Origin of the sequence: Klebsiella sp. X1-16S-Nf21, assembly GCF_002837615.1 — a bacterium.
In the GTDB taxonomy this organism is placed as follows: Bacteria; Pseudomonadota; Gammaproteobacteria; order Enterobacterales; family Enterobacteriaceae; genus Klebsiella; species Klebsiella variicola.
On the sequence record NZ_PJDK01000054.1, the window covers coordinates 18,420 to 36,773 of the forward strand.

Here is an 18,354-nt window from a genome sequence, read left to right on the forward strand (position 1 = left end):
CGTTCTTACGCTGGATGGGACGGCCGCTCTTCGCTCAAAGCGGACCTCACGGCGCTTCAGAGGGGCCACGCTTTGTCAGAAATAGCCGTTTAACATGGCGATAAGATGATTCACTCTGGAGCGCTCATCTTCGTTTACGTAGCGCATTAAGCAGCGCCTGTGTGGCATCAGAAGACGTTCCGGATGGCGAACAAACCAGCCCAAATTCACGATGAATAGCCGGCGTCACTGGCACCACGCACAGGTTGCGCAAGGTCTCCGGCAGGGCGGATTCCGGTACCAGCGCGACGCCCATCTCTTCACCGACCAGTTTACAGGCGCTTATCCAGTCGCGAACCGTCACGCGGATATCAGAGAGTTGCAACCCGGCCTTTTCCATCAGGCTTTTGCCATTCACGACACAGCCGCCCGTCGCCAGAACAAAGGGCTGGTCCGCCAGCACCTTTAGCGTTATGCCATCAGCTTTCGCATGCTGTGCCAACCGATGGCTGGCGGGCAGGACCGCGACCCATGCATCCTGTCCTAGTACCACCTCTGCACGTCCGGGAACGGGATTCATGACCACCCCAAGTTCAACGGTGTCTGCGGCAAGCCACGCTTCGACTTCTTCGTCAGAGCCTTCCAGCACAACAACGTCAATACCCGGATGCAGGCGCTTAACGTCGCGCAGCAGGCCGGGCAACAAGGTAGACGTCACGGAGGGAAAACTGGCCAGCCGAATGCGCCCGCGGGTGACGTTCCGGCCCCGATCAGCCAGTTCGCGGATAACGTTCAGCTGCGAAAGCATGTTTCTGGCATGTTCCACCACCTGCTCACCCAGGGCGGTAATCCCGATGTATCGTCGCTCACGGGTAAATACCGGAAAGCCCAGAGAAGCCTCCAGCTGGGCAATGGCCTGGCTGGCGCCGGACTGGGTCATGCCTATCTCCTCGGCAGCACGTGAGATATTGCCGGCATCCGCCACGGCTACCAGCAGGCGCCAGTGTAAAAGATTCATCATGATTATCAGTAGCTCAGCTAATAGTTCTTTTCTATATCATTAATTTTACAGTGCGATCGGCGTTAAATACAGTGTGCTGAGGATCGTGCAGGACGTTGTCCGACGGCTTTACACATTAACGGAGACGAGATGAAACTTTATTACGCGCCAGATACCTGTTCATTATCACCGCACATCGTGCTGCGCGAGCTGAACCTTGAATTTGAACTGGTGAGAGTCAACAACAGAAGCAAGATCACCGCTGATGGTCGCGACTTCCTCACCATTAACCCGAAAGGGTATGTTGCTGCGCTTGAGCTGGATGATGGGCAGATCCTCACCGAAGGGCCGGCGATGGTGCAGTACCTCGCCGATCGTAAACCCGAATACGGCCTGGCGCCACGCGCGGGCAGTTGGGAAAGGGTGCGCCTGCAGGAATGGCTTAACTTTATCACCAGTGAAATACACGCGGGTTCGGCGCCGCTGTTTAACTCCGCGCTGGCGGAAGATGTCAAAACGATTTTTCGAGACAAGCTATTCCGACGCTTCGATTTTCTGCAGACGACGCTCAGCGAAAAAACCTATCTGACGGGGTCATCCTTTAGCGTGGCGGATGCCTACCTCTTCACGGTGCTGGGATGGTGCAAATTCTTCGCGATCCCACTGGATCGCTGGCCAGCGCTATCGTCGTATATGGAAATAATAAATGCCCGTCCTGCTGTACAGGCGGCATTACGGGCTGAAGCGTCTCAACAGGGCAGGTAGAAGGCGACATGAGTAGAGAAGGCCGCACAAGAGAGGCGGCCTTTGGCGTCAGATTGCCAGTTCAGGCATCTGCGCCATCACAAACGCGAAAACTTTTTCCGCGTCGAGTGAGGCATAGGGCAGACTTTCAATCACCGCAATAGAACGAGCGTCGCCAACGATCCCTCTTATCTCCGCGACCTTATACTGAATATGCGGCGCAACGAGAAATCCGTCGAAAGCGGGCGCCACGCTGGCAAAATTTTCCAGGCCCACTGCGCTGACAATGAGAGGATGGCCCTTTTTTTCCGCCAGTAACTGTATCTTTTTGGCGAGAGAATTGGCGGTGTTGCCAAACAAACAACATATCAGAAGCTTTTTCATGGTTTTACCTCCTGAGAATTAGTCACAGGATATGACTCGCCATGCGTATAAAATGAGCGCCACCTCATAATTGCGTGAAGAATTCATCATGATGTTGCTGACCTTTCTGGCAAAGATGACCGATAGCGAAGATCTTGATAAAGGTCACTGCCACGCCGTGGCGGCGCTTCGTCGTCTGCTGTGGCAGAAGAGGGAGATCAGTGACTCAGTAGGGTGTCTGGGTGGAAATTCCCCGCCGGCCAGTGCCGGCGGGGGGAGTTGACGATTATTCCCAGCGTTTCAGCAGCAGGCTGGCGTTAACGCCGCCAAAGCCAAAACCGTTCGACAGCGCATAACGCATTTTCTGCGGGCGGGCCTGCAGCGCCACCAGATTGAGACCTGCCGCCTCTTCATCGGGGTGATGCAGGTTCAGCGTCGGCGGCACCACCTGATCGCGCAGGGCCTGAATGGTGAAGATGGCCTCGATCCCGCCGGCCGCGCCTAACAGATGGCCGGTGGCGGATTTCGTCGAGGTAATGGCGACCGGATGGGCGCCAAACAGCGTTTTAATCGCCGCCAGCTCACCCTTGTCACCGACCTGCGTTGAGGTGGCGTGGGCGTTGATATGGTCAATCTCGTCGACGGTCACCCCGGCCTGGCGAAGGGCGGTTTCCATGGCCCGACGTGCGCCGTTCCCGTCTTCCGGGCCCGCTGTCAGGTGATAAGCATCTGCGCTGGTGCCGTAGCCCACCAGCTCGGCCAGCGGCGTGGCGCCGCGCGCCAGCGCGTGCTCCAGAGATTCGATCACGATAAGCCCCGCGCCTTCTCCCATCACAAAACCATCGCGGTCACGGTCAAAGGGGCGGGAAGCGGCTTCCGGCTGGTCGCTGGAGGCGCTGGACAGCGCCCTTGCTGCGGCAAACCCGGCAAGGCTAACGCGATGAATCGCCGCTTCCGCGCCGCCGCAGAGGGCGATATCCGCCTCGCCGCTGCGGATCATCCGCGCCGCATCGCCAATGGCCTGGGCGCCAGCCGCACAGGCGGTGACCGGCGCGCCGATGGGCCCCCGGAAACCGTGGGCGATAGACACATGCCCGGCGGCCAGGTTGGCCAGAAAAGAGGGGATGGTGAACGGCGAGAGGCGACGCGGCCCGCGTTCATCGGTGGTATGTACCGCATTGGCGATCTCGCTGAACCCGCCGATCCCGGTGGCGATCACCGTGGCTGTGCGTTCCTGTTCGGCCTCGGATGCTGGCGACCAACCGGCCTGGGCCAGCGCTTCGCGGGCGGCGACCAGCGCAAACTCAATAAAGCGATCCATCTTTTTGCGCTCTTTCGCCGGGATGGTCGCCAGCGGGTCGAAGCCGTGCAGCGGATCGCTGTCAATGGACGGCACCTGGCCGGCCACTTTGCAGGGAATATCCGCGACCAGCTGCTCGCTGAGCCGGGTGATCCCTGACTTTCCTGCCAGCAGCGACTGCCAGACGTGCTGTACGCCGCAGCCCAGCGGGCTGACAATCCCCATCCCGGTGACGACAATGCGTTTAACGGAAACGCCCATAATTAACTCTCCTGTAGTATCAGTGTGCCGGCGGCTTTTTCATCAAGGGAACCAGCAGCGCGGCAAGCAAAAAACCCATCATGATGAGGTAGAAAGCATCGGAAAATGCCTGGGTTCGCGCCTCCCGCAGCGCCAGCGCGGAAAGATTTTTCAGCGCCGCCGTCTGCGCGGCATCCGGCGAGATCCCCTGGACGGTGAAGTTTGCCGCGCTGCGCTGAACAAAATCGCTCATCGCCAGGTTGGCGTTATTCAGATGGTCCGCCAGGCGGCTGTAGTGCAAATTGGTTCTGTCGTTAAGCACCGTGCCGCACAGGGCGATGCCGATGGCGCCCCCGAGGTTGCGCATCAGATTAAACAGCCCGGAGGCCAGCTTCAGGCGCGCGGGCGGCAGGCTGCCCAGCGTCAGGGTCACCGTTGGCGCGACGGCAAACTGCTGCGCCAGTCCACGAAAGGCCTGCGGGAGCAGCAGCTGATCCGCCCCCCAGTCGTGGGTGATCGGAACAAAGCTGTACATCGACACCGCAAAGCCGATCAGCCCGGCCATCAGCAGCCAGCGCAGGTCGACGCGGTTGGCGAGCCACGAATAAAACGGAATAGACATGACCTGGAACAGGCCGGTGGAAAATACCGCCAGGCCGATCTCCAGCGCGCTGAAACCGCGCACGCTCCCCAGATACAGCGGGGTTAAATAGATGGTGGCGAAGATGCCGACGCCGGCCATAAACGAGAAATAGCAGCCGAGGCTGAAGGTTCGATCCTGCAGGGCACGGAGATCCATCACCGGCTGCGGATGGCGCAGGGTGCGGATAACAAAGGCCACGCCGCAGAGCAGGGCGACCCAGGCGGTGGTCGTCAGGGTCGCGTCATCAAACCAGCCCCAGCGCGGACCTTCTTCGAGGGTATATTCCAGGCAGCCGAGGGACAAGGCCAGCAGCAGAATACTGAGATAGTCGGCGCCGCGCAGCAGCGAGGGGTCGGCGCTGTCTACTTTCACCAGCAGCGGCACTGCCACCGCGATGTAAATCCCCGGAACCACGTTGATAAAGAACAGCCAGTGCCAGTTGTAGTTTTCGGTGATCCAGCCGCCCACCGTTGGACCCAGCGTAGGGGCGAGGGAGGCCAGGCCGCCGATCGTCGCCGCGGCAATAACCCGCTGTTTGCCCTGGAAAAAGGCGAAAGCGGTGGTGAACACCAGGGGGATCATCGACCCGCCCGCCAGTCCCTGCAGGGCGCGGAAGGCGATCATACTCTGGATGTTCCACGCCCAGCCGCACAGCAGGCTCATCAGCGTGAAGCCCGCCGCGGAAGCGGCAAACAGCCAGCGGGTCGACATGACCCGGGCCAGCCAGCCGGAAAGCGGAATAATAATGATCTCGGCGATCAGATAGCTGGTTTGTACCCAGACGGTTTCATCGTCGCCCGCCGACAGGCCGCCGCCAATATCCCGCAGCGAGGCGGAGACGATCTGGATGTCGATAAGGGCAATAAACATCCCCACGCACATGCTGGCGAAGGCGAAGATCTTCTTCGCCGTCGGCATCGACAGACCCTGCGGGGCGGGCAGCGCCTGAACGGTGCTCATCGAGGGCTCTTTTCGTTCACGGTGACGATCACCGACAGTCCCGGACGCAGGACGTCAAGCTTTGCCCCGTCACCTTCCAGCGCAATGCGGACCGGCACCCGCTGCACGATTTTAGTGAAATTCCCGGTCGCGTTCTCCGCCGGCAGAATGCTGAAGCGTGAGCCGGTCGCCGGCGCCAGGCTGGCGACATGGCCCTTAAAGGTACGGTTCGGCAGCACATCGGCGACGATGGTCACCGGCTGGCCGGCACGCATATGCGCCAGCTGGTTTTCCTTGAAGTTGGCGTCAATCCACAGGCCGTGCGCGGGGACCAGGGAGAGCAGCTGCGTGCCGCTGCTGACGAACGAGCCGGACCACGCGCGGCGGTTGCCAATCACCCCATCGAACGGCGCGCGAATGTCGGTATAGCTGAGGTTCAGCCTGGCCATCTCGAGGTTAGCCTGGGCCTGCGCCAGGGCAGCCAGGATTTGCTGCTGGCGAGCATCCAGCACCGCCAGCTGACGTTCGGCCACGGTTTTATCCGCTTTGGCCTTCTCCTGCTCGGCGTGCGCCCGGCGATAATCGGCGGAGGCGTTATCGCGGATCTGTGCGGAAATCGCGCTCGACGCGGCCAGGGCGTTATAGCGTCGGTTGTCGTTAGCCAGTTTTTCGGTTGCCGCCGTGGCGGCCAGTAACGAGGCCGCAGAGCCGGCAATCGTTGCCTGCTGTAGCTGGCGGGTGGCCAGGATATCGGCCAGCGCGGCCTGCTGCGCCGCCACTTCTCCGGCGGCTTTTGCGAGGGCGGCGCGATAATCGCGGTCGTCAATGCGGATCAACAGGTCACCTTTTTTGACCGCCATATTGTCCTGCACCGCCAGCTGCTGGATATAGCCGGAGACTTTGCTGGAGATGGCGCTAATGTCGCCGCCGACATAGGCATCATCGGTGGTCTGCATAAAGCGCCCGGTATGCCACCAGTAAACGCCGTAGCTCGCTGCCGCCAGGGCGGCAGCGCCCAGGGCCGCCAGGACAAGAATATTTTTCTTACTGGTCGGATTCATTGCTGGCATCTCTGTAAGGTTCAGGCTGGAATTTTTGCCCGCTATCGCCTTCGCGTTTGCGCAGCAGATATTCATGACGATATTTCATCAGCGGCGAGGCGGCGGGGCCCGGCACCATGGCGTACTTACCCGGAATAATCTCTTCCCCGGTCGCTTTATCCACCATGACTGGCTCCACCCGTCGCTGGGTGGCGGTTTCCACCAGCTGCATCTGACGGCCTTCGGGGGCGAAGTGGCGGTTACCCCATTCCGCCAGCGCCAACAGCACCATGCGAAAATCGCGGCCGCGTTGCGTAAGGTGGTATTCGTAGCGCGGCGGGGTGCTGCTGTAGCACACCTTCTCCAGCAGCCCGTCGTCGACCAGCGCCTTCAGGCGGCGCGACAGAATATTGGGCGCGACGTTGCTGCTTTTCTGGAACTCGTCAAAGCGGGTAAAGCCCGCGAAGGCATCGCGCAGGATCATGATGCTCCAGCTGTCACCGATGCGGCCAAGGCTGCGGGCGATGGGACAGGGAGCGTGGCAAAGCGGTTCATTTTTCATGGGCTGTCCAGTAACCAGGTGGCTTTTGCCAGCAAATTGACATAGTAACTATCAAAATGCAAGTTACTCTTCATGGTACCCAGAGAGGAAGCCGCTCCCGTTTCACTACGCCGTTTCTTCCTCTGAATGCCGAAAACTGGACAGTCGCCGCCGCCGCTTTATTCCTGCTTTATCGTAATAAGAGATAAATATCACTGATGGCGGATGAAACATTTTAATAATGATAGAAATCGATGTGGTGGGTAATGACCTTTATGGGGGGATGCGATATAAAGTATGGCGAAATGCAAATTAACATTCTCATAACTTATAAAGGTTAAATAAATGAAGCAGGTGGGTATTGTTGGCTGGCGGGGAATGGTAGGCTCTGTATTACTGCAAAGAATGATCGAAGAAAATGATTTCGACGATATTTCAGCGCATTTTTTTAGTACCTCAAGTGCGGGCGGTGTGGGCCCGGTTATTAATGGTAAAAGCGACATCCTTAAAGATGCGAATTCCCTTAGCGCCCTCGCCGAAATGGATATCATCATCACCTGTCAGGGCGGGGATTATACCAAAGCCATCTATCCAGCGTTAATTAACCATGGCTGGCAAGGTTACTGGATTGACGCCGCTTCGGCGCTGCGGATGGATGAAAAAGCCTGCATTATTCTCGACCCGGTCAACCGCGATAATATCGATCGTGCCGTGAAAGCAGGAGTGAAACTGTTTGTTGGCGGCAACTGCTCCATTACGCTGAGCCTGATGGGGCTGGCCGGGCTGATCAAGGCTGACCTGATCGAATGGATGAGCGTGATGACCTATCAGTCTGCCTCCGGAGCGGGCGCCAAACAGGTGCGGGAATTAATCGCGCAAAGCGCTTATATCAGTCAGCATTTATCTGCAGATGAACTGACGGCATCAGGTTCCGTGCTGCCTTTAGTCAATAAAGTGAGTGAGTTGATTAATAGCGCCGGCATGCCGGTGGAGAATTTTGGCGTCCCGTTGATGGGCAGCATCATTCCCTGGATCGACAGCGATTTAGGCGATGGAAATAGCCGCGAAGAATGGAAGGGCGAGGCGGAAACCAATAAAATTCTTGGCCTTGCGCCCGGCACCATTCCGGTCAATGGCTTATGCATTCGGGTCGGCGTGATCCGCTGCCACAGCGCTGCCATTACCCTTAAACTTAAACGTGAGGTCAGCGAAGCGGAATTCGCTGAGTTAGTCACCCATTCCCATCCATGGGTAAACTATGTCCGCAATAATAAGCAAGAGAGTGTCAGTCAATTGACCCCGGCTGCTATTAGTGGTTCGCTGCAGGTAGGTATTGGTCGCTACAAGAAAATGTCGTTAAATAATGAACCCGTCTACTCGGTGTTAACGGTTGGCGATCAGCTACTGTGGGGTGCGGCGGAACCCCTGCGCCGCATGTTAAATATCCTGCTGGGCAAAATATAGTTACGGTCATCCGGGGAAAGCCCTCGCGCGCAGGCGGTTAAGACAAATGTTTAACGAAGCGTTTGCGGACCTCCTTGTAGCCGTTATTTTCATAAAATTGATGCGCTCTGATTCTTTTTTCACTGCTTGAAAGTTCGATCTGAGCGCATTGTTTATCGCGGGCGAGGCGCTCTGCGGCATGGAGAAGTTGCTGGCCTATCCCTGATCCACGTGACGATTCTTCGATGACCAGCGCGGAAATTAATGCCCATAAACGGTTCTCATGTACCGGTAAAATAAAATTGATAACGATTACGCCACACACGGCGTTTTCTGTTTCCGCCACCAGCGCACTCATCATACTCTGCGGGGCAGTGATGCGTTGTTCTATGATCGCCGTCTCCGTCTGATAGCTCAGCTGCAGAAATAGCGTTTTCAGCGAGGGGATATCTTTTGATTCAGCCGCTCTGATGAACACCATGATCTTCGACTCCAAATAGCGAGTTACCGGACCGGAAGCGGGCCGGTGGATACCTTATTCTCCGGTCCGCTCCCGTATACGCCACTCAGTCCATCAGACTGACCTGGGCGGCGACAATGCGCCAGCCGTAGGGGAAGCGTACCCAGGTCTGCTGCTGGCGGCCCAGGCGGGCGCTGCCTTCGCGGGTGAACTCGGTGCTGCACACCGCCATATCCGCGCCAAAGGTGGTAATGGTGGTATGGCGCAGATCGCGGGCCAGACCGGCGGCGGGGCGGGCGGCGCGAAAGGCGCGGATCGCCTCGATGCCATACAGATTTTCGCCGGCTCCCAGCCGTACGGTGCGCGGGTCGTGCCAGAACAGCGCATCCAGCGCCTCGATGTTATTGCTGACCAGCGCCTCTTCATACTGATAAAACGCCGCCGTCACCTCGGCGAGGATCGCCGGGCGGTCTACATTATCCAGATTGATCATGCTGCACTCTCCGCCACTCGGGCATCGGTAATGCCCATCGCTTCCAGCGCCCGCGCGGCGCGAAGACAGGCTTGTTCGTTAAACGGCGCGGCAATCAGCTGCAGGCCAATCGGCTTACCGCTGGCGGTACGCAGGGGCACGGTCACTACAGGCAGACCGAGGAAGGAGATCGGCTGCGTTAGCATTCCCATGCTGGCGCGCACCGGCAGCGGCTGGCCGTTAATTACCATCTCCTCCGCGCCTATCGGCGTGGCGCTGCATGGGGTGGCGGGGGCGATCAGCACGTCGGCCTGGCTGAACAGGGATTTCATTGCCTGGCGAGCATGACGGCGAAAACGCTGAGCCTGCAGATACCATGCGGAGGGGATCATCGCTCCGGCAAGCAGCCGCTCGCGGGAGTGAGGTTCAAAACGCTCTGGCGAGTGGCGAAGATCCGTCAGGTACTGATTGCCGCCTTCGCTGGCGCTGATGATAAAGGCCGCCGAGCGGGCCAGCGCGGCATCCGCGAACTGCAGCTCGCTGTCGGCGCCCAGCGCGTGGGCGACCCGATCCACGGCCGCCCGGGCGTCGTCATCGCACCAGGTGGTGAAATAGCCGCCCAGCCGCGCGCAGCGCAGCCCCTCCAGTCCGCGCTCCAGCAGATTACCGGTGCGCTCGCTGGCTTTATCAGCCTGAAAGTCATCGGCCGGGTCGCGCCCCTGCAGGGCGTCATACACCGCGGCGAGGTCGGCCACCCGGCGGGCAAAAGGACCAATATGATCCAGACTGGCGACAAACGGATGGCTGCCAGAGCGCGAAAGGCGACCGAAAGTGGGTTTCAGGCCAAAGATCCCGCACAGCGACGCGGGGACGCGGATCGAGCCGTTGGTGTCGCTGCCGAGGCTGAAATGGACCAGCCCGGCCGCCACCGCCGCGGCCGAACCGCCGGACGATCCGCCGGCGATCCGCGACAGATCGTGCGGATTGCGCGTCGCGCCATAGTGGCTGTTTTCAGTGGTAAAGCCGTAGGCGTAGGCGTCCATATTGAGCATCCCGCTGAGCAGGGCGCCGGCGCTGTGCAGCTGGCGCACCGCCCAGCTGTCGCTGGTCGCCGGCGGCCGGTCGCTCAGCAGTTCCGCCCCGGCGAGGGTGGTATGCCCGGCGACATCAAACAGATTTTTCACTGCGTAAGGAATCCCTGCCAGCGGCGGCAGGGGGCGCTTTTCCCGGCGCAGGGCGTCAATGCTGTCGGCCTCCGCCAGCATGCGCTGGGCGGTGACCTCGGTCCAGGCGTTGATCTGCGGATTCACGCGGGCGATGTCGTCCAGCGTCTGGCGGGCGATCTCCCGGGCGCTGAGTTCGCCCTCGTGCAGCGCACGCTGGATCTCGGCGATAGTGAAGTGATGAAGAGTCATGCTTTATACACCCCCGCAATCTCCTCGCGCGGCCCGAGGGGATAGTCCATCAGCGGCTGCGCCATGGCGGCGATGCGGGCAAACTGGCGCTCCAGCTCTTCACGACGCGGCGCATCCAGCTCCATATCCAACAGGTGAGTCATCTGCGTCAGATACTCGCTCCAGTCTGGCTGTGTGGTCATAGTCTGCTCCTTAGTATCCGGCGGCGGCGCCGTTGCTGCGTGGATCGGTCGCCCCTTCAAGCAGGCCGTTGGGATGGCGGACAATGGCGCCGGCGTGACCCATCGCTTCGCTGAAGTCGGCCAGCACTTCCACTTCGTGCCCCAGCTCGCGCAGGCGCGCGATACAGGCGGGGGCAAAGCGTCCCTCCAGTTTCAGTGAATCGGAGGACTGGCCCCAGGTGCGGCCCAGCAGCCAGCGCGGACGGGAGATGCTCTCCTGCAGCGGCACCCCCTGCAGGATATAGCGGGTAAACAGCGCCGCCTGAGTTTGCGGCTGACCGTCGCCGCCCATCGAGCCATAGACCATCACCCGGCCATCGTTCAGGCGGGCGGCGGCAGGGTTGAGGGTATGGAATGGCTGTTTGCCAGGGGCCAGCGCCAGGAGATGCTGCGGATCGAGGCTGAAGGCCGCCCCGCGGTTTTGCCAGACGATCCCGGTGTCCGGGAGCACCACGCCGCTGCCGAACTCGTGATAGATACTCTGAATAAATGACACTGCCAGTCCGCTGTTATCCACGACGCCCATCCAGACGGTATCGCCCGGGCCTTTGCCGCGGCCCCAGGGGGAAGCGCTGGCGTCGTCGATGCTGTCGGCCAGCGGCTGCAGGGCTTCCGGGGTGAGCAACTGCTGTACATCCACATCCAGATGGCGTGGATCGGTGATATGCGCATCGCGCAGGGCAAATGCCCGCTTGGTGGCTTCGACAATACGGTGCACTGTTTGCGCGTCGTCGGCATCGGCCATGTTCAGGCGGTCGGTGATGCCAAGGATCGCCAGCGACACCAGTCCCTGCGTCGGCGGCGCAAGATTCCACAGCGTGCCCTGCTGGTGCTGGAGCGTCAGCGGCGCCGGACGCCGGGCGCGGTGGGCCTGCAGGTCGCCGAGGGTGATCGGCATCCCCAGCGCGGCCATACCCTGCGCGAGACGCTCGGCCAGCGGCCCGCGATAGAAACTGTCGAGACCGTCGCTGGCCAGCATGCGCAGGGTACCGGCGAGGGCGGGCTGGCGAAAGCGGCTGCCGGGCCGCGGGGCCTCGCCCGATACCAGCCAGGTTTCGCTGAAGCCCGGCTGATGGCGCAACTCTTCCAGTTTGCTGGCGGTGGCGTGGGCTTGCGAGGCGGTGACCGGAATACCGTCTTCGGCATAGCCGATCGCATCGGCCAGCAGGCGGGCCACCGGCAGCGCGCGGCCGGTTAAGTCCCGTGAAATACGCAGCGCCTCGTCCCAGCCGCTGACGGTGCCGGCGACGGTCAGCGCGGCCTGCGGTCCCCGGTGGGGAATATGCTGCTGTCCGGCGTAGGCCTCGAGGGTCGCCAGCGATCCGGCCGCCCCGCTGGCGTCAATGGCGATGGGGTCTCCCTCAGGCGGTACGATCAGCCAGAAGCCATCGCCGCCGAGGCCATTCATATGGGGATAGACGACGGCGATGGCCGCCGCGGCAGCCACCATCGCTTCAATGGCGCTGCCGCCCTCGCGCAGGATCGCCAGCGCGCTCTGACTGGCGAGGTGATGGGGGGCCACCGCCATGCCGTGGGTCGAAACGTTGCTACTGTGCATAAATTATCCTTTCTGAACGAATCACCCGCAGAACACTGCAAAAGCTGTTCCATCTCTGAACGTTTCGTTTCATTGATAAAAACAATGACCAGAATTTTCCCACTGGCACGCTATGTGTAAGGCATAGCAGATACAGTATGATGAGGGATGGATGATGAAACGAAAGTTACAGGGGCGCTATGCAACAACTCGATGAACGACTGAAAGGGCAATACGCCTCGCTGTCGCCGCAGGAGCAGCGGGTGGCGGATTTCATCTTTGACCACTTTGATGACCTGATAAGCTACAACAGCGCCGAGCTGGCGCAGCTGAGCGGCGTGTCGAAAGCCACCGTCAGCCGGCTGTTCAAGCGCCTCGGTTACGACAAATATAAGGATATGCGCGATGAACTGCGCACCCTGCGCCAGAGCGGGATGCCGCTCACCGACCAGCGCGACGCGGTGCAGGGTAACACGCTGCTGGCGCGCCATTATAAGCAGGAGATGGCGAATCTCACCCAGTGGGTCAACGCCCTCGACGCCCGCCAGTTCGCCGAGGCGCTGACGGCGATGGTGGGCGCGCGCCGCATTGTGGTGGTGGGGATGCGTAACGCCTATCCGGCGGCGCTGCACTTGCGCCAGCAGCTGCTGCAGGCCCGCGGCCAGGTGCTGGTGCTGCCCCAGCCGGGTCAGAGTCTCAGCGAAGAGCTGGTCGATCTGACCGCCGATGATCTGGTGGTAATGATGGCGTTTCGCCGCCGGCCGCGAATAGTACGCCCGCTGCTGCAGCAGCTGCAGCGCGACGGGGTGCCGGTCCTGTTAATGTGCGAGCCGCAGGCCCACAGCCTGTTTCCGCTCTCCCGCTGGCAGCTCTGCGCGCCGCTGGACAGCGTCTCCGCCTACGACAGCTATGCCTCGGTCAACAGCCTGATTAATCTGCTGGCCAATGCCTTTCTCCATGAAACGCTCGACAGCGGTCGTCCGCGCATCCACGATATCGCCACGCTTTATCAGCAACTGGACGAGCTGGAACAACGCTAATGGGGCGCCAGCGTGGTGCTTTGCATTATTATGGTGCAAGAAAAACCACGTGATGGCGCCGCCGCTCGCTGAACACTTTCCCGTTAACGCTTGTCCTTTCTCACTTTTTGTTTTAATTCCTCGCCAACTCTCGCCTCGTCTGTATCTGGCACATTAGTTGCAAAAACAGATTCAAAGAATCTTTTGTTTCATGCTAACGTAACGGGTAAACATCATGAAGAAACTGTTGATCGCACTGGCCGGGGCCGCTTGTCTCCTTTCGTCTGTTTCTGCCGCGCAGGCTGACCAGCTCCAGGATATTGAAAAACGCGGCGTCATTCGTATTGCCGTGCCTCAGGATTTTCCGCCGTTCGGCTCGGTGGGCACCGACCTGCAGCCGCAGGGGTATGACATCGATATGGCGCGCTATCTGGCGAAATCGATGAAGCTCAAGCTGCAGCTGGTCCCGGTGACCAGCGCCAACCGCGTGCCGTATCTGCAGACCGATAAGGTGGACCTGGTGATCTCCAGCCTCGGCAAGAACGCCGAGCGCGAGAAGGTGATCGACTTCAGCCGCGCCTACGCGCCGTTCTTCCTCGGCGTGTTTGGCCCGAAAGGGGCGGAACTGAAGGACGCGGCCGCGCTGAGCGGCAAAAGCATCGGTGTGACCCGCGGGGCAGTGGAAGATATGGTACTGACCAGCGTGGCGCCGCAGGCAGCGCAGATTAAGCGCTACGAGGATAATAACACTACGCTGTCGGCTTACCTGTCCGGTCAGGTGCAGTATGTCGCGACCGGCAATCTGGTGGTGGCGGCCATCTCCCGGCAGAACGCCGACAAAGCGCCGGTGCCGAGCTTTATGCTGAAGGACTCGCCGTGCTTTATCGGTCTGAAAAAGAACGAACCGGCGCTGAAGGCGAAAGTGGATACCCTCATCGAGCAGGGCATTAAGGACGGCACCCTCAACGGTCTGTCTGAGAAGTGGCTGAAAGCGCCACTGCCTGCCAGCCTCGGCGCGTAAGGTCTGGGGATGACGGAGCAACTTCATTTCTCTGAGCTCTGGCCGCACTGGCCGGAGCTGCTGGCCGGCCTGTGGGTGACGGTGCAGTTGACGGTGCTGGCGACGATCGGCGGACTGGCGATCGGCATCCTCGGGGCGGCGATCCGCAGCGGGCGCCCGGGAATGCTCAGCCGGGTATGGGGCGGATATGTGGAAATCATCCGCAACACGCCGTTTGTGGTGCAGCTCTTTTTTATCGTCTTTGGTTTACCGAACCTTGGACTGAAGATGACCGCCGGTGAAGCGGCGCTGCTGGCGATGGTGGTTAACCTCGGCGCCTATAGCACCGAGATCGTCCGCGCCGGTATTCAGGTGACGCCGAAGGGCCAGTGGGAAGCCGGTCGCGTGCTCGGGCTTAGCCGGACGCAAACCTTCGTTCGCGTCGTATTGCCCCCGGCGCTGCAGCGGATTTACCCGGCGCTGGTCAGCCAGTGCATCATCGTGATGCTCGGCTCGTCAGTGGTGTCGCAGGTCTCCTATGAGGAGCTGACCTTCGCCGCCAACCTGATCCAGTCGCGGACATTTTTGAGCTTTGAGGTCTATCTGGTGACCACCGGGATCTACTTAGCGTTATCGATAGCGATGCGCCAGCTGCTGATGGCGGCGGGGCGTAAATGGCTGGGGGTACAGGCCTGATGACCACTTTTACTGACTGGGACATTATCCGCAACCTGCTGCTGGCCGGTCGCTGGACGGTGCTGCTGTCGCTGGTCGCGTTCACCGGCGGGGCGCTGGTGACCTTACCGTTACTGCTGCTGCGCCTCACCGGCGGACGCCAGGTGAAACGGCTCATCCGCGGCTACATCGAGCTGTTTCAGGGCACGCCGCTGCTGATGCAGCTGTTTCTGGCATTCTTTGGCGTGGCGCTGTTCGGCATTGACGTCTCGGCGTGGACCGCCGCCTCGGTCGCTCTGACGCTCTACACCAGCGCCTTTTTGCTGGATATCTGGTTCGGCAGCATTCGCGCGCTGCCCAAAGGCCAGTGGGAGGCCTCGCGGTGTCTCGGGCTGAGCTTCGGCCAGACCTTGTACCGCGTGGTGGCGCCGCAGGCGCTGCGCATTGCCATCGCGCCGACGGTGGGCTTTGCCGTACAGGTGATCAAAGGCACGGCGCTGGCATCGATTATCGGCTTTGTGGAGCTGACCAAGGCCGGGACGATGCTGACCAACGTCACTTACCAGCCGTTTAAAGTGTTTGCCCTGGTGGCGCTAGGCTATTTCATTCTGTGCTATCCGCTGTCCCGCTACAGCCGCTATCTGGAGAACAAATTCAATGCCTCTCATCACCATTAATCAGATGCAGAAGTACTACGGCGACAACCATGTGTTGAAGGGCGTCGATCTGGATATCGACATGGGGGAAGTGATCTCGATCATCGGCCGCAGTGGCTCGGGTAAAAGCACCCTGCTGCGCTGTATCAATGGTCTGGAGGGCTACCAGGAGGGCAGTATCAAGCTCGGGGGCATGACCATCACCGACCGCGATTCACAGGCCCGGGAGATCAGCCGCTCCATCGGCATGGTGTTCCAGAACTTTAACCTGTTCCCGCACATGACGGCGCTGGAGAACGTCATGCTGGCTCCGCGGCGGGTACTGAAGAAGTCCCAGGCCGAATGCCGGGAGCTGGCGCAGCGGATGCTGGAGAAGGTCGGTCTTGGCGACCGTCTGGATTACTATCCGGCCAATCTCTCCGGCGGCCAGCAGCAGCGCGTGGCCATTGCCCGGGCGCTGGCCATGTCGCCGAAAGTTTTACTCTGTGACGAAATCACCTCGGCACTCGACCCGGAACTGGTGGGTGAAGTGCTGAAGGTGCTGGAGCAACTGGCGGCGGAAGGTATGACGCTGATCCTCGTCACCCATGAAATGAACTTTGCCCGCGAAGTGGGCGACCGCGTGGTGTTTATGCATCAGGGACGCGTCTGGGAGCAGGGCGACAGCAAAACGCTGTTCGCCAGCCCGCAGACCAGCGAACTGAAACAGTTTATCTCCTCGGTGCGCGGTCTTAACTAACGTAAGGAATGGCAGATGGATATCACTCAGTTTTCGCAAATTAACCCGCCGCAGCGCCTGCTGATGGGGCCGGGGCCGATCAATGCCGACCCGCGCGTGCTGCGCGCCATGTCGAGCCAGCTGGTTGGCCAGTACGATCCGGCGATGACCCACTACATGAATGAAGTCATGGCGCTCTACCGCGGTGTGTTTCGCACCGAAAATCGCTGGACGATGCTGGTCGACGGCACCTCGCGCGCCGGGATCGAAGCGATTCTGGTGTCGGCGATCCGTCCGGGTGACAAAGTGCTGGTGCCGGTGTTCGGCCGGTTTGGACATCTGCTGTGCGAGATCGCGCGTCGTTGCCGGGCAGAGGTGCACACCATCGAGGTGCCGTGGGGCGAGGTCTTTACGCCGGATCAGGTTGAGGACGCGATCAAGCGCGTGCGCCCGCGCCTGCTGCTCACCGTGCAGGGCGATACTTCCACCACCATGCTGCAGCCGCTGGCGGAGCTGGGGGAGATTTGCCGTCGTCACGAAGTGCTGTTCTATACCGACGCCACCGCGTCGCTCGGCGGTAACCCGCTGGAAACCGACGCCTGGCAGCTGGACGCCGTGTCCGCCGGGATGCAGAAGTGCCTGGGCGGTCCTTCCGGCACGTCGCCCATCACCCTCAGCCCGCGGATGGAAGAGGTCATCCGCCGCCGCCGCTGCATTGAGCAGGGGATCCGCACCGATGCGCATCACGACGGCGTCGACGAGATGATCTACTCCAACTATTTCGATCTCGGCATGGTGATGGATTACTGGGGGCCGGAGCGCCTTAACCACCATACCGAAGCGACCTCGGCGCTGTTCGCCGCCCGGGAGTGCGCGCGCCTGATCCTCCAGGAGGGACTCGACAACGGCATCGCCCGCCACAAACTGCACGGCGATGCGCTGCTGAAGGGCATCCAGGCGATGGGGCTCGAGACCTTTGGCGACCTGCGGCACAAAATGAATAACGTGCTGGGGGTGGTGATCCCCAACGGGGTCAACGGCGATCAGGTACGCAAACTGATGCTGGAAGATTTCGGCATTGAAATTGGCACCTCGTTTGGTCCGCTGCACGGTAAAGTCTGGCGCATTGGCACCATGGGCTATAACGCGCGTAAAGACTGCGTGATGCAGACGCTCAGCGCGCTGGAAGCGGTCCTGAACTACCTCAAGTTCACCACCACTCAGGGCGCGGCGATGCAGGCGGCCTGGGATCACTACCGCACCGAGGCCACCCTATGAGTGATACCGCCCGCCAGCAGGCGGAGAGAGAAGCGGCTGCCAGCCGGGTGATGGCGCGTGCCGATCGGCTGGCCACCCTTAGCGAAACCGCCGATGCCCTGACCCGGGTCTATCTGTCGCCCGAGCATCTGCAGGCCAACCAGTTGGTGGGCCAGTGGATGCAGGCTGCCGGCATGATGGTGTGGCAGGACAGCGTCGGCAACATCTGCGGACGCTATGAAGGACAACAGGAGGGGGCGCCGGCGGTGCTGCTGGGCTCTCATCTTGACACCGTGCGCAACGCCGGGCGCTACGACGGCATGCTCGGCGTGCTGGCGGCGATTGAGGTGGTCCAGCGTCTGCACCAGCAGGGGCGACGGCTGGCAAAGGCAATCGAGATCGTCGGCTTTGGCGATGAAGAGGGCACCCGCTTTGGTATTACCCTGCTCGGCAGCCGCGGCGTCACCGGCACCTGGCCTGAAAGCTGGCTGTCACAGTGCGATACCGACGGCGTGAGCGTCGCCCAGGCGCTGGTGAATGCCGGACTCGATCCGGCGCGGATCGGCCACGCGGCCCGTCATCCGCGGGATATCGCCGCCTATCTGGAACTGCATATCGAGCAGGGGCCGTGCCTGGAGCAGGCGGGGCTGGCGCTCGGCGTGGTGGAGGCGATTAACGGCGCCAGACGGCTG

Annotated in this window: 21 protein-coding genes; 9 read left to right on the forward strand and 12 right to left on the reverse strand. The window is 60.8% G+C overall.

Translation table 11 applies throughout. The features are described 5' to 3' along the window. Positions 1-124 precede the first annotated feature (124 nt). Entirely contained in the window at positions 125-1,000 is an 876-nt protein-coding gene (locus CW267_RS21285; RefSeq protein ID WP_100781009.1) for a LysR family transcriptional regulator, read from the reverse strand. Between the two features lie 129 nt (positions 1,001-1,129). Between CW267_RS21285 and gstA the strand changes: the two genes are divergently transcribed. Then, positions 1,130-1,744 carry a glutathione transferase GstA gene (gstA, locus tag CW267_RS21290; protein WP_072124760.1) on the forward strand — a complete coding sequence of 205 codons (615 nt, stop codon included), beginning with the start codon at positions 1,130-1,132 and terminating at the stop codon, positions 1,742-1,744. 48 nt (positions 1,745-1,792) lie between these two features. Here the strand turns inward: gstA and CW267_RS21295 are convergent, their stop codons facing one another. The 6 genes from CW267_RS21295 to CW267_RS30785 all read right to left on the reverse strand — a co-directional run bounded on the left by CW267_RS21295 (position 1,793) and on the right by CW267_RS30785 (position 6,938). Next, the gene (locus tag CW267_RS21295) at positions 1,793-2,107 is read right to left on the reverse strand and encodes a PTS sugar transporter subunit IIB (protein ID WP_004205818.1); all 315 of its coding nucleotides are present in this window, start codon (positions 2,105-2,107) and stop codon (positions 1,793-1,795) included. Positions 2,108-2,372: 265 nt separating this feature from the next. After that, positions 2,373-3,647, reverse strand: coding sequence for a beta-ketoacyl-ACP synthase II (fabF, locus tag CW267_RS21300; RefSeq protein WP_043875247.1), 1,275 nt, complete (start codon positions 3,645-3,647; stop codon positions 2,373-2,375). Positions 3,648-3,666: 19 nt separating this feature from the next. Further along, complete coding sequence (locus CW267_RS21305; RefSeq protein WP_100781010.1) at positions 3,667-5,229, reverse strand: DHA2 family efflux MFS transporter permease subunit; 1,563 nt, start codon at positions 5,227-5,229, stop codon at positions 3,667-3,669. Continuing rightward, positions 5,226-6,269, reverse strand: a complete 1,044-nt coding sequence (locus tag CW267_RS21310) for an HlyD family secretion protein (protein WP_100781011.1) — start codon at positions 6,267-6,269, stop codon at positions 5,226-5,228. The genes CW267_RS21305 and CW267_RS21310 overlap by 4 nt, the downstream gene beginning before the upstream one ends. Next, entirely contained in the window at positions 6,253-6,810 is a 558-nt protein-coding gene (locus tag CW267_RS21315; RefSeq protein WP_012541677.1) for a winged helix-turn-helix transcriptional regulator, read from the reverse strand. The genes CW267_RS21310 and CW267_RS21315 overlap by 17 nt, the downstream gene beginning before the upstream one ends. After that, positions 6,807-6,938: a hypothetical protein gene (locus CW267_RS30785; protein WP_162494481.1), complete on the reverse strand. Its 132-nt coding sequence runs from the start codon at positions 6,936-6,938 to the stop codon at positions 6,807-6,809. The genes CW267_RS21315 and CW267_RS30785 overlap by 4 nt, the downstream gene beginning before the upstream one ends. Positions 6,939-7,134: 196 nt before the next feature. Between CW267_RS30785 and asd the strand changes: the two genes are divergently transcribed. Next, positions 7,135-8,253, forward strand: a complete 1,119-nt coding sequence (gene asd / locus CW267_RS21320; protein WP_012541678.1) for an aspartate-semialdehyde dehydrogenase — start codon at positions 7,135-7,137, stop codon at positions 8,251-8,253. A 37-nt stretch (positions 8,254-8,290) separates the two neighbouring features. Here asd and CW267_RS21325 read toward each other — a convergent pair whose 3' ends face one another. The 5 genes from CW267_RS21325 to hpxW form a co-directional block, all read right to left on the reverse strand. Continuing rightward, the gene (locus CW267_RS21325; RefSeq protein WP_100781051.1) at positions 8,291-8,713 is read right to left on the reverse strand and encodes a GNAT family N-acetyltransferase; all 423 of its coding nucleotides are present in this window, start codon (positions 8,711-8,713) and stop codon (positions 8,291-8,293) included. Positions 8,714-8,798: 85 nt separating this feature from the next. Further along, the gene (gene hpxZ, locus CW267_RS21330) at positions 8,799-9,185 is read right to left on the reverse strand and encodes an oxalurate catabolism protein HpxZ (RefSeq protein WP_002905421.1); all 387 of its coding nucleotides are present in this window, start codon (positions 9,183-9,185) and stop codon (positions 8,799-8,801) included. Beyond that, entirely contained in the window at positions 9,182-10,579 is a 1,398-nt protein-coding gene (locus CW267_RS21335) for an AtzE family amidohydrolase (protein ID WP_012541680.1), read from the reverse strand. The genes hpxZ and CW267_RS21335 overlap by 4 nt, the downstream gene beginning before the upstream one ends. After that, a complete protein-coding gene (gene hpxX, locus CW267_RS21340; protein ID WP_004179955.1) occupies positions 10,576-10,761 on the reverse strand; it encodes an oxalurate catabolism protein HpxX in 186 nt (61 codons plus the stop codon). Before hpxX ends, CW267_RS21335 begins: the two co-directional genes overlap by 4 nt. 10 nt (positions 10,762-10,771) lie before the next feature. Next, the gene (hpxW, locus tag CW267_RS21345) at positions 10,772-12,358 is read right to left on the reverse strand and encodes an oxamate amidohydrolase (protein ID WP_012541682.1); all 1,587 of its coding nucleotides are present in this window, start codon (positions 12,356-12,358) and stop codon (positions 10,772-10,774) included. Positions 12,359-12,537: 179 nt separating this feature from the next. Between hpxW and hpxU the strand changes: the two genes are divergently transcribed. The 7 genes from hpxU to CW267_RS21380 all read left to right on the forward strand — a co-directional run. Continuing rightward, complete coding sequence (gene hpxU, locus CW267_RS21350; RefSeq protein ID WP_012968180.1) at positions 12,538-13,377, forward strand: MurR/RpiR family transcriptional regulator HpxU; 840 nt, start codon at positions 12,538-12,540, stop codon at positions 13,375-13,377. A gap of 214 nt (positions 13,378-13,591) precedes the next feature. Further along, positions 13,592-14,377, forward strand: a complete 786-nt coding sequence (locus CW267_RS21355) for a transporter substrate-binding domain-containing protein (RefSeq protein WP_004143665.1) — start codon at positions 13,592-13,594, stop codon at positions 14,375-14,377. Between the two features lie 9 nt (positions 14,378-14,386). Beyond that, positions 14,387-15,052, forward strand: coding sequence for an amino acid ABC transporter permease (locus CW267_RS21360; RefSeq protein ID WP_004176117.1), 666 nt, complete (start codon positions 14,387-14,389; stop codon positions 15,050-15,052). Continuing rightward, on the forward strand, positions 15,052-15,708 hold the full coding sequence (locus CW267_RS21365) for an amino acid ABC transporter permease (RefSeq protein WP_004179948.1): 657 nt from the start codon (positions 15,052-15,054) through the stop codon (positions 15,706-15,708). Before CW267_RS21360 ends, CW267_RS21365 begins: the two co-directional genes overlap by 1 nt. After that, positions 15,689-16,426, forward strand: coding sequence for an amino acid ABC transporter ATP-binding protein (locus CW267_RS21370; protein ID WP_004179947.1), 738 nt, complete (start codon positions 15,689-15,691; stop codon positions 16,424-16,426). The genes CW267_RS21365 and CW267_RS21370 overlap by 20 nt, the downstream gene beginning before the upstream one ends. Before the next feature lie 15 nt (positions 16,427-16,441). Continuing rightward, positions 16,442-17,683 carry a pyridoxal-phosphate-dependent aminotransferase family protein gene (locus CW267_RS21375; RefSeq protein ID WP_008804831.1) on the forward strand — a complete coding sequence of 414 codons (1,242 nt, stop codon included), beginning with the start codon at positions 16,442-16,444 and terminating at the stop codon, positions 17,681-17,683. Next, a partial coding sequence (locus tag CW267_RS21380; protein ID WP_133124749.1) for a hydantoinase/carbamoylase family amidase occupies positions 17,680-18,354 on the forward strand: 675 nt, incomplete at its 3' end. The genes CW267_RS21375 and CW267_RS21380, both read left to right, overlap by 4 nt.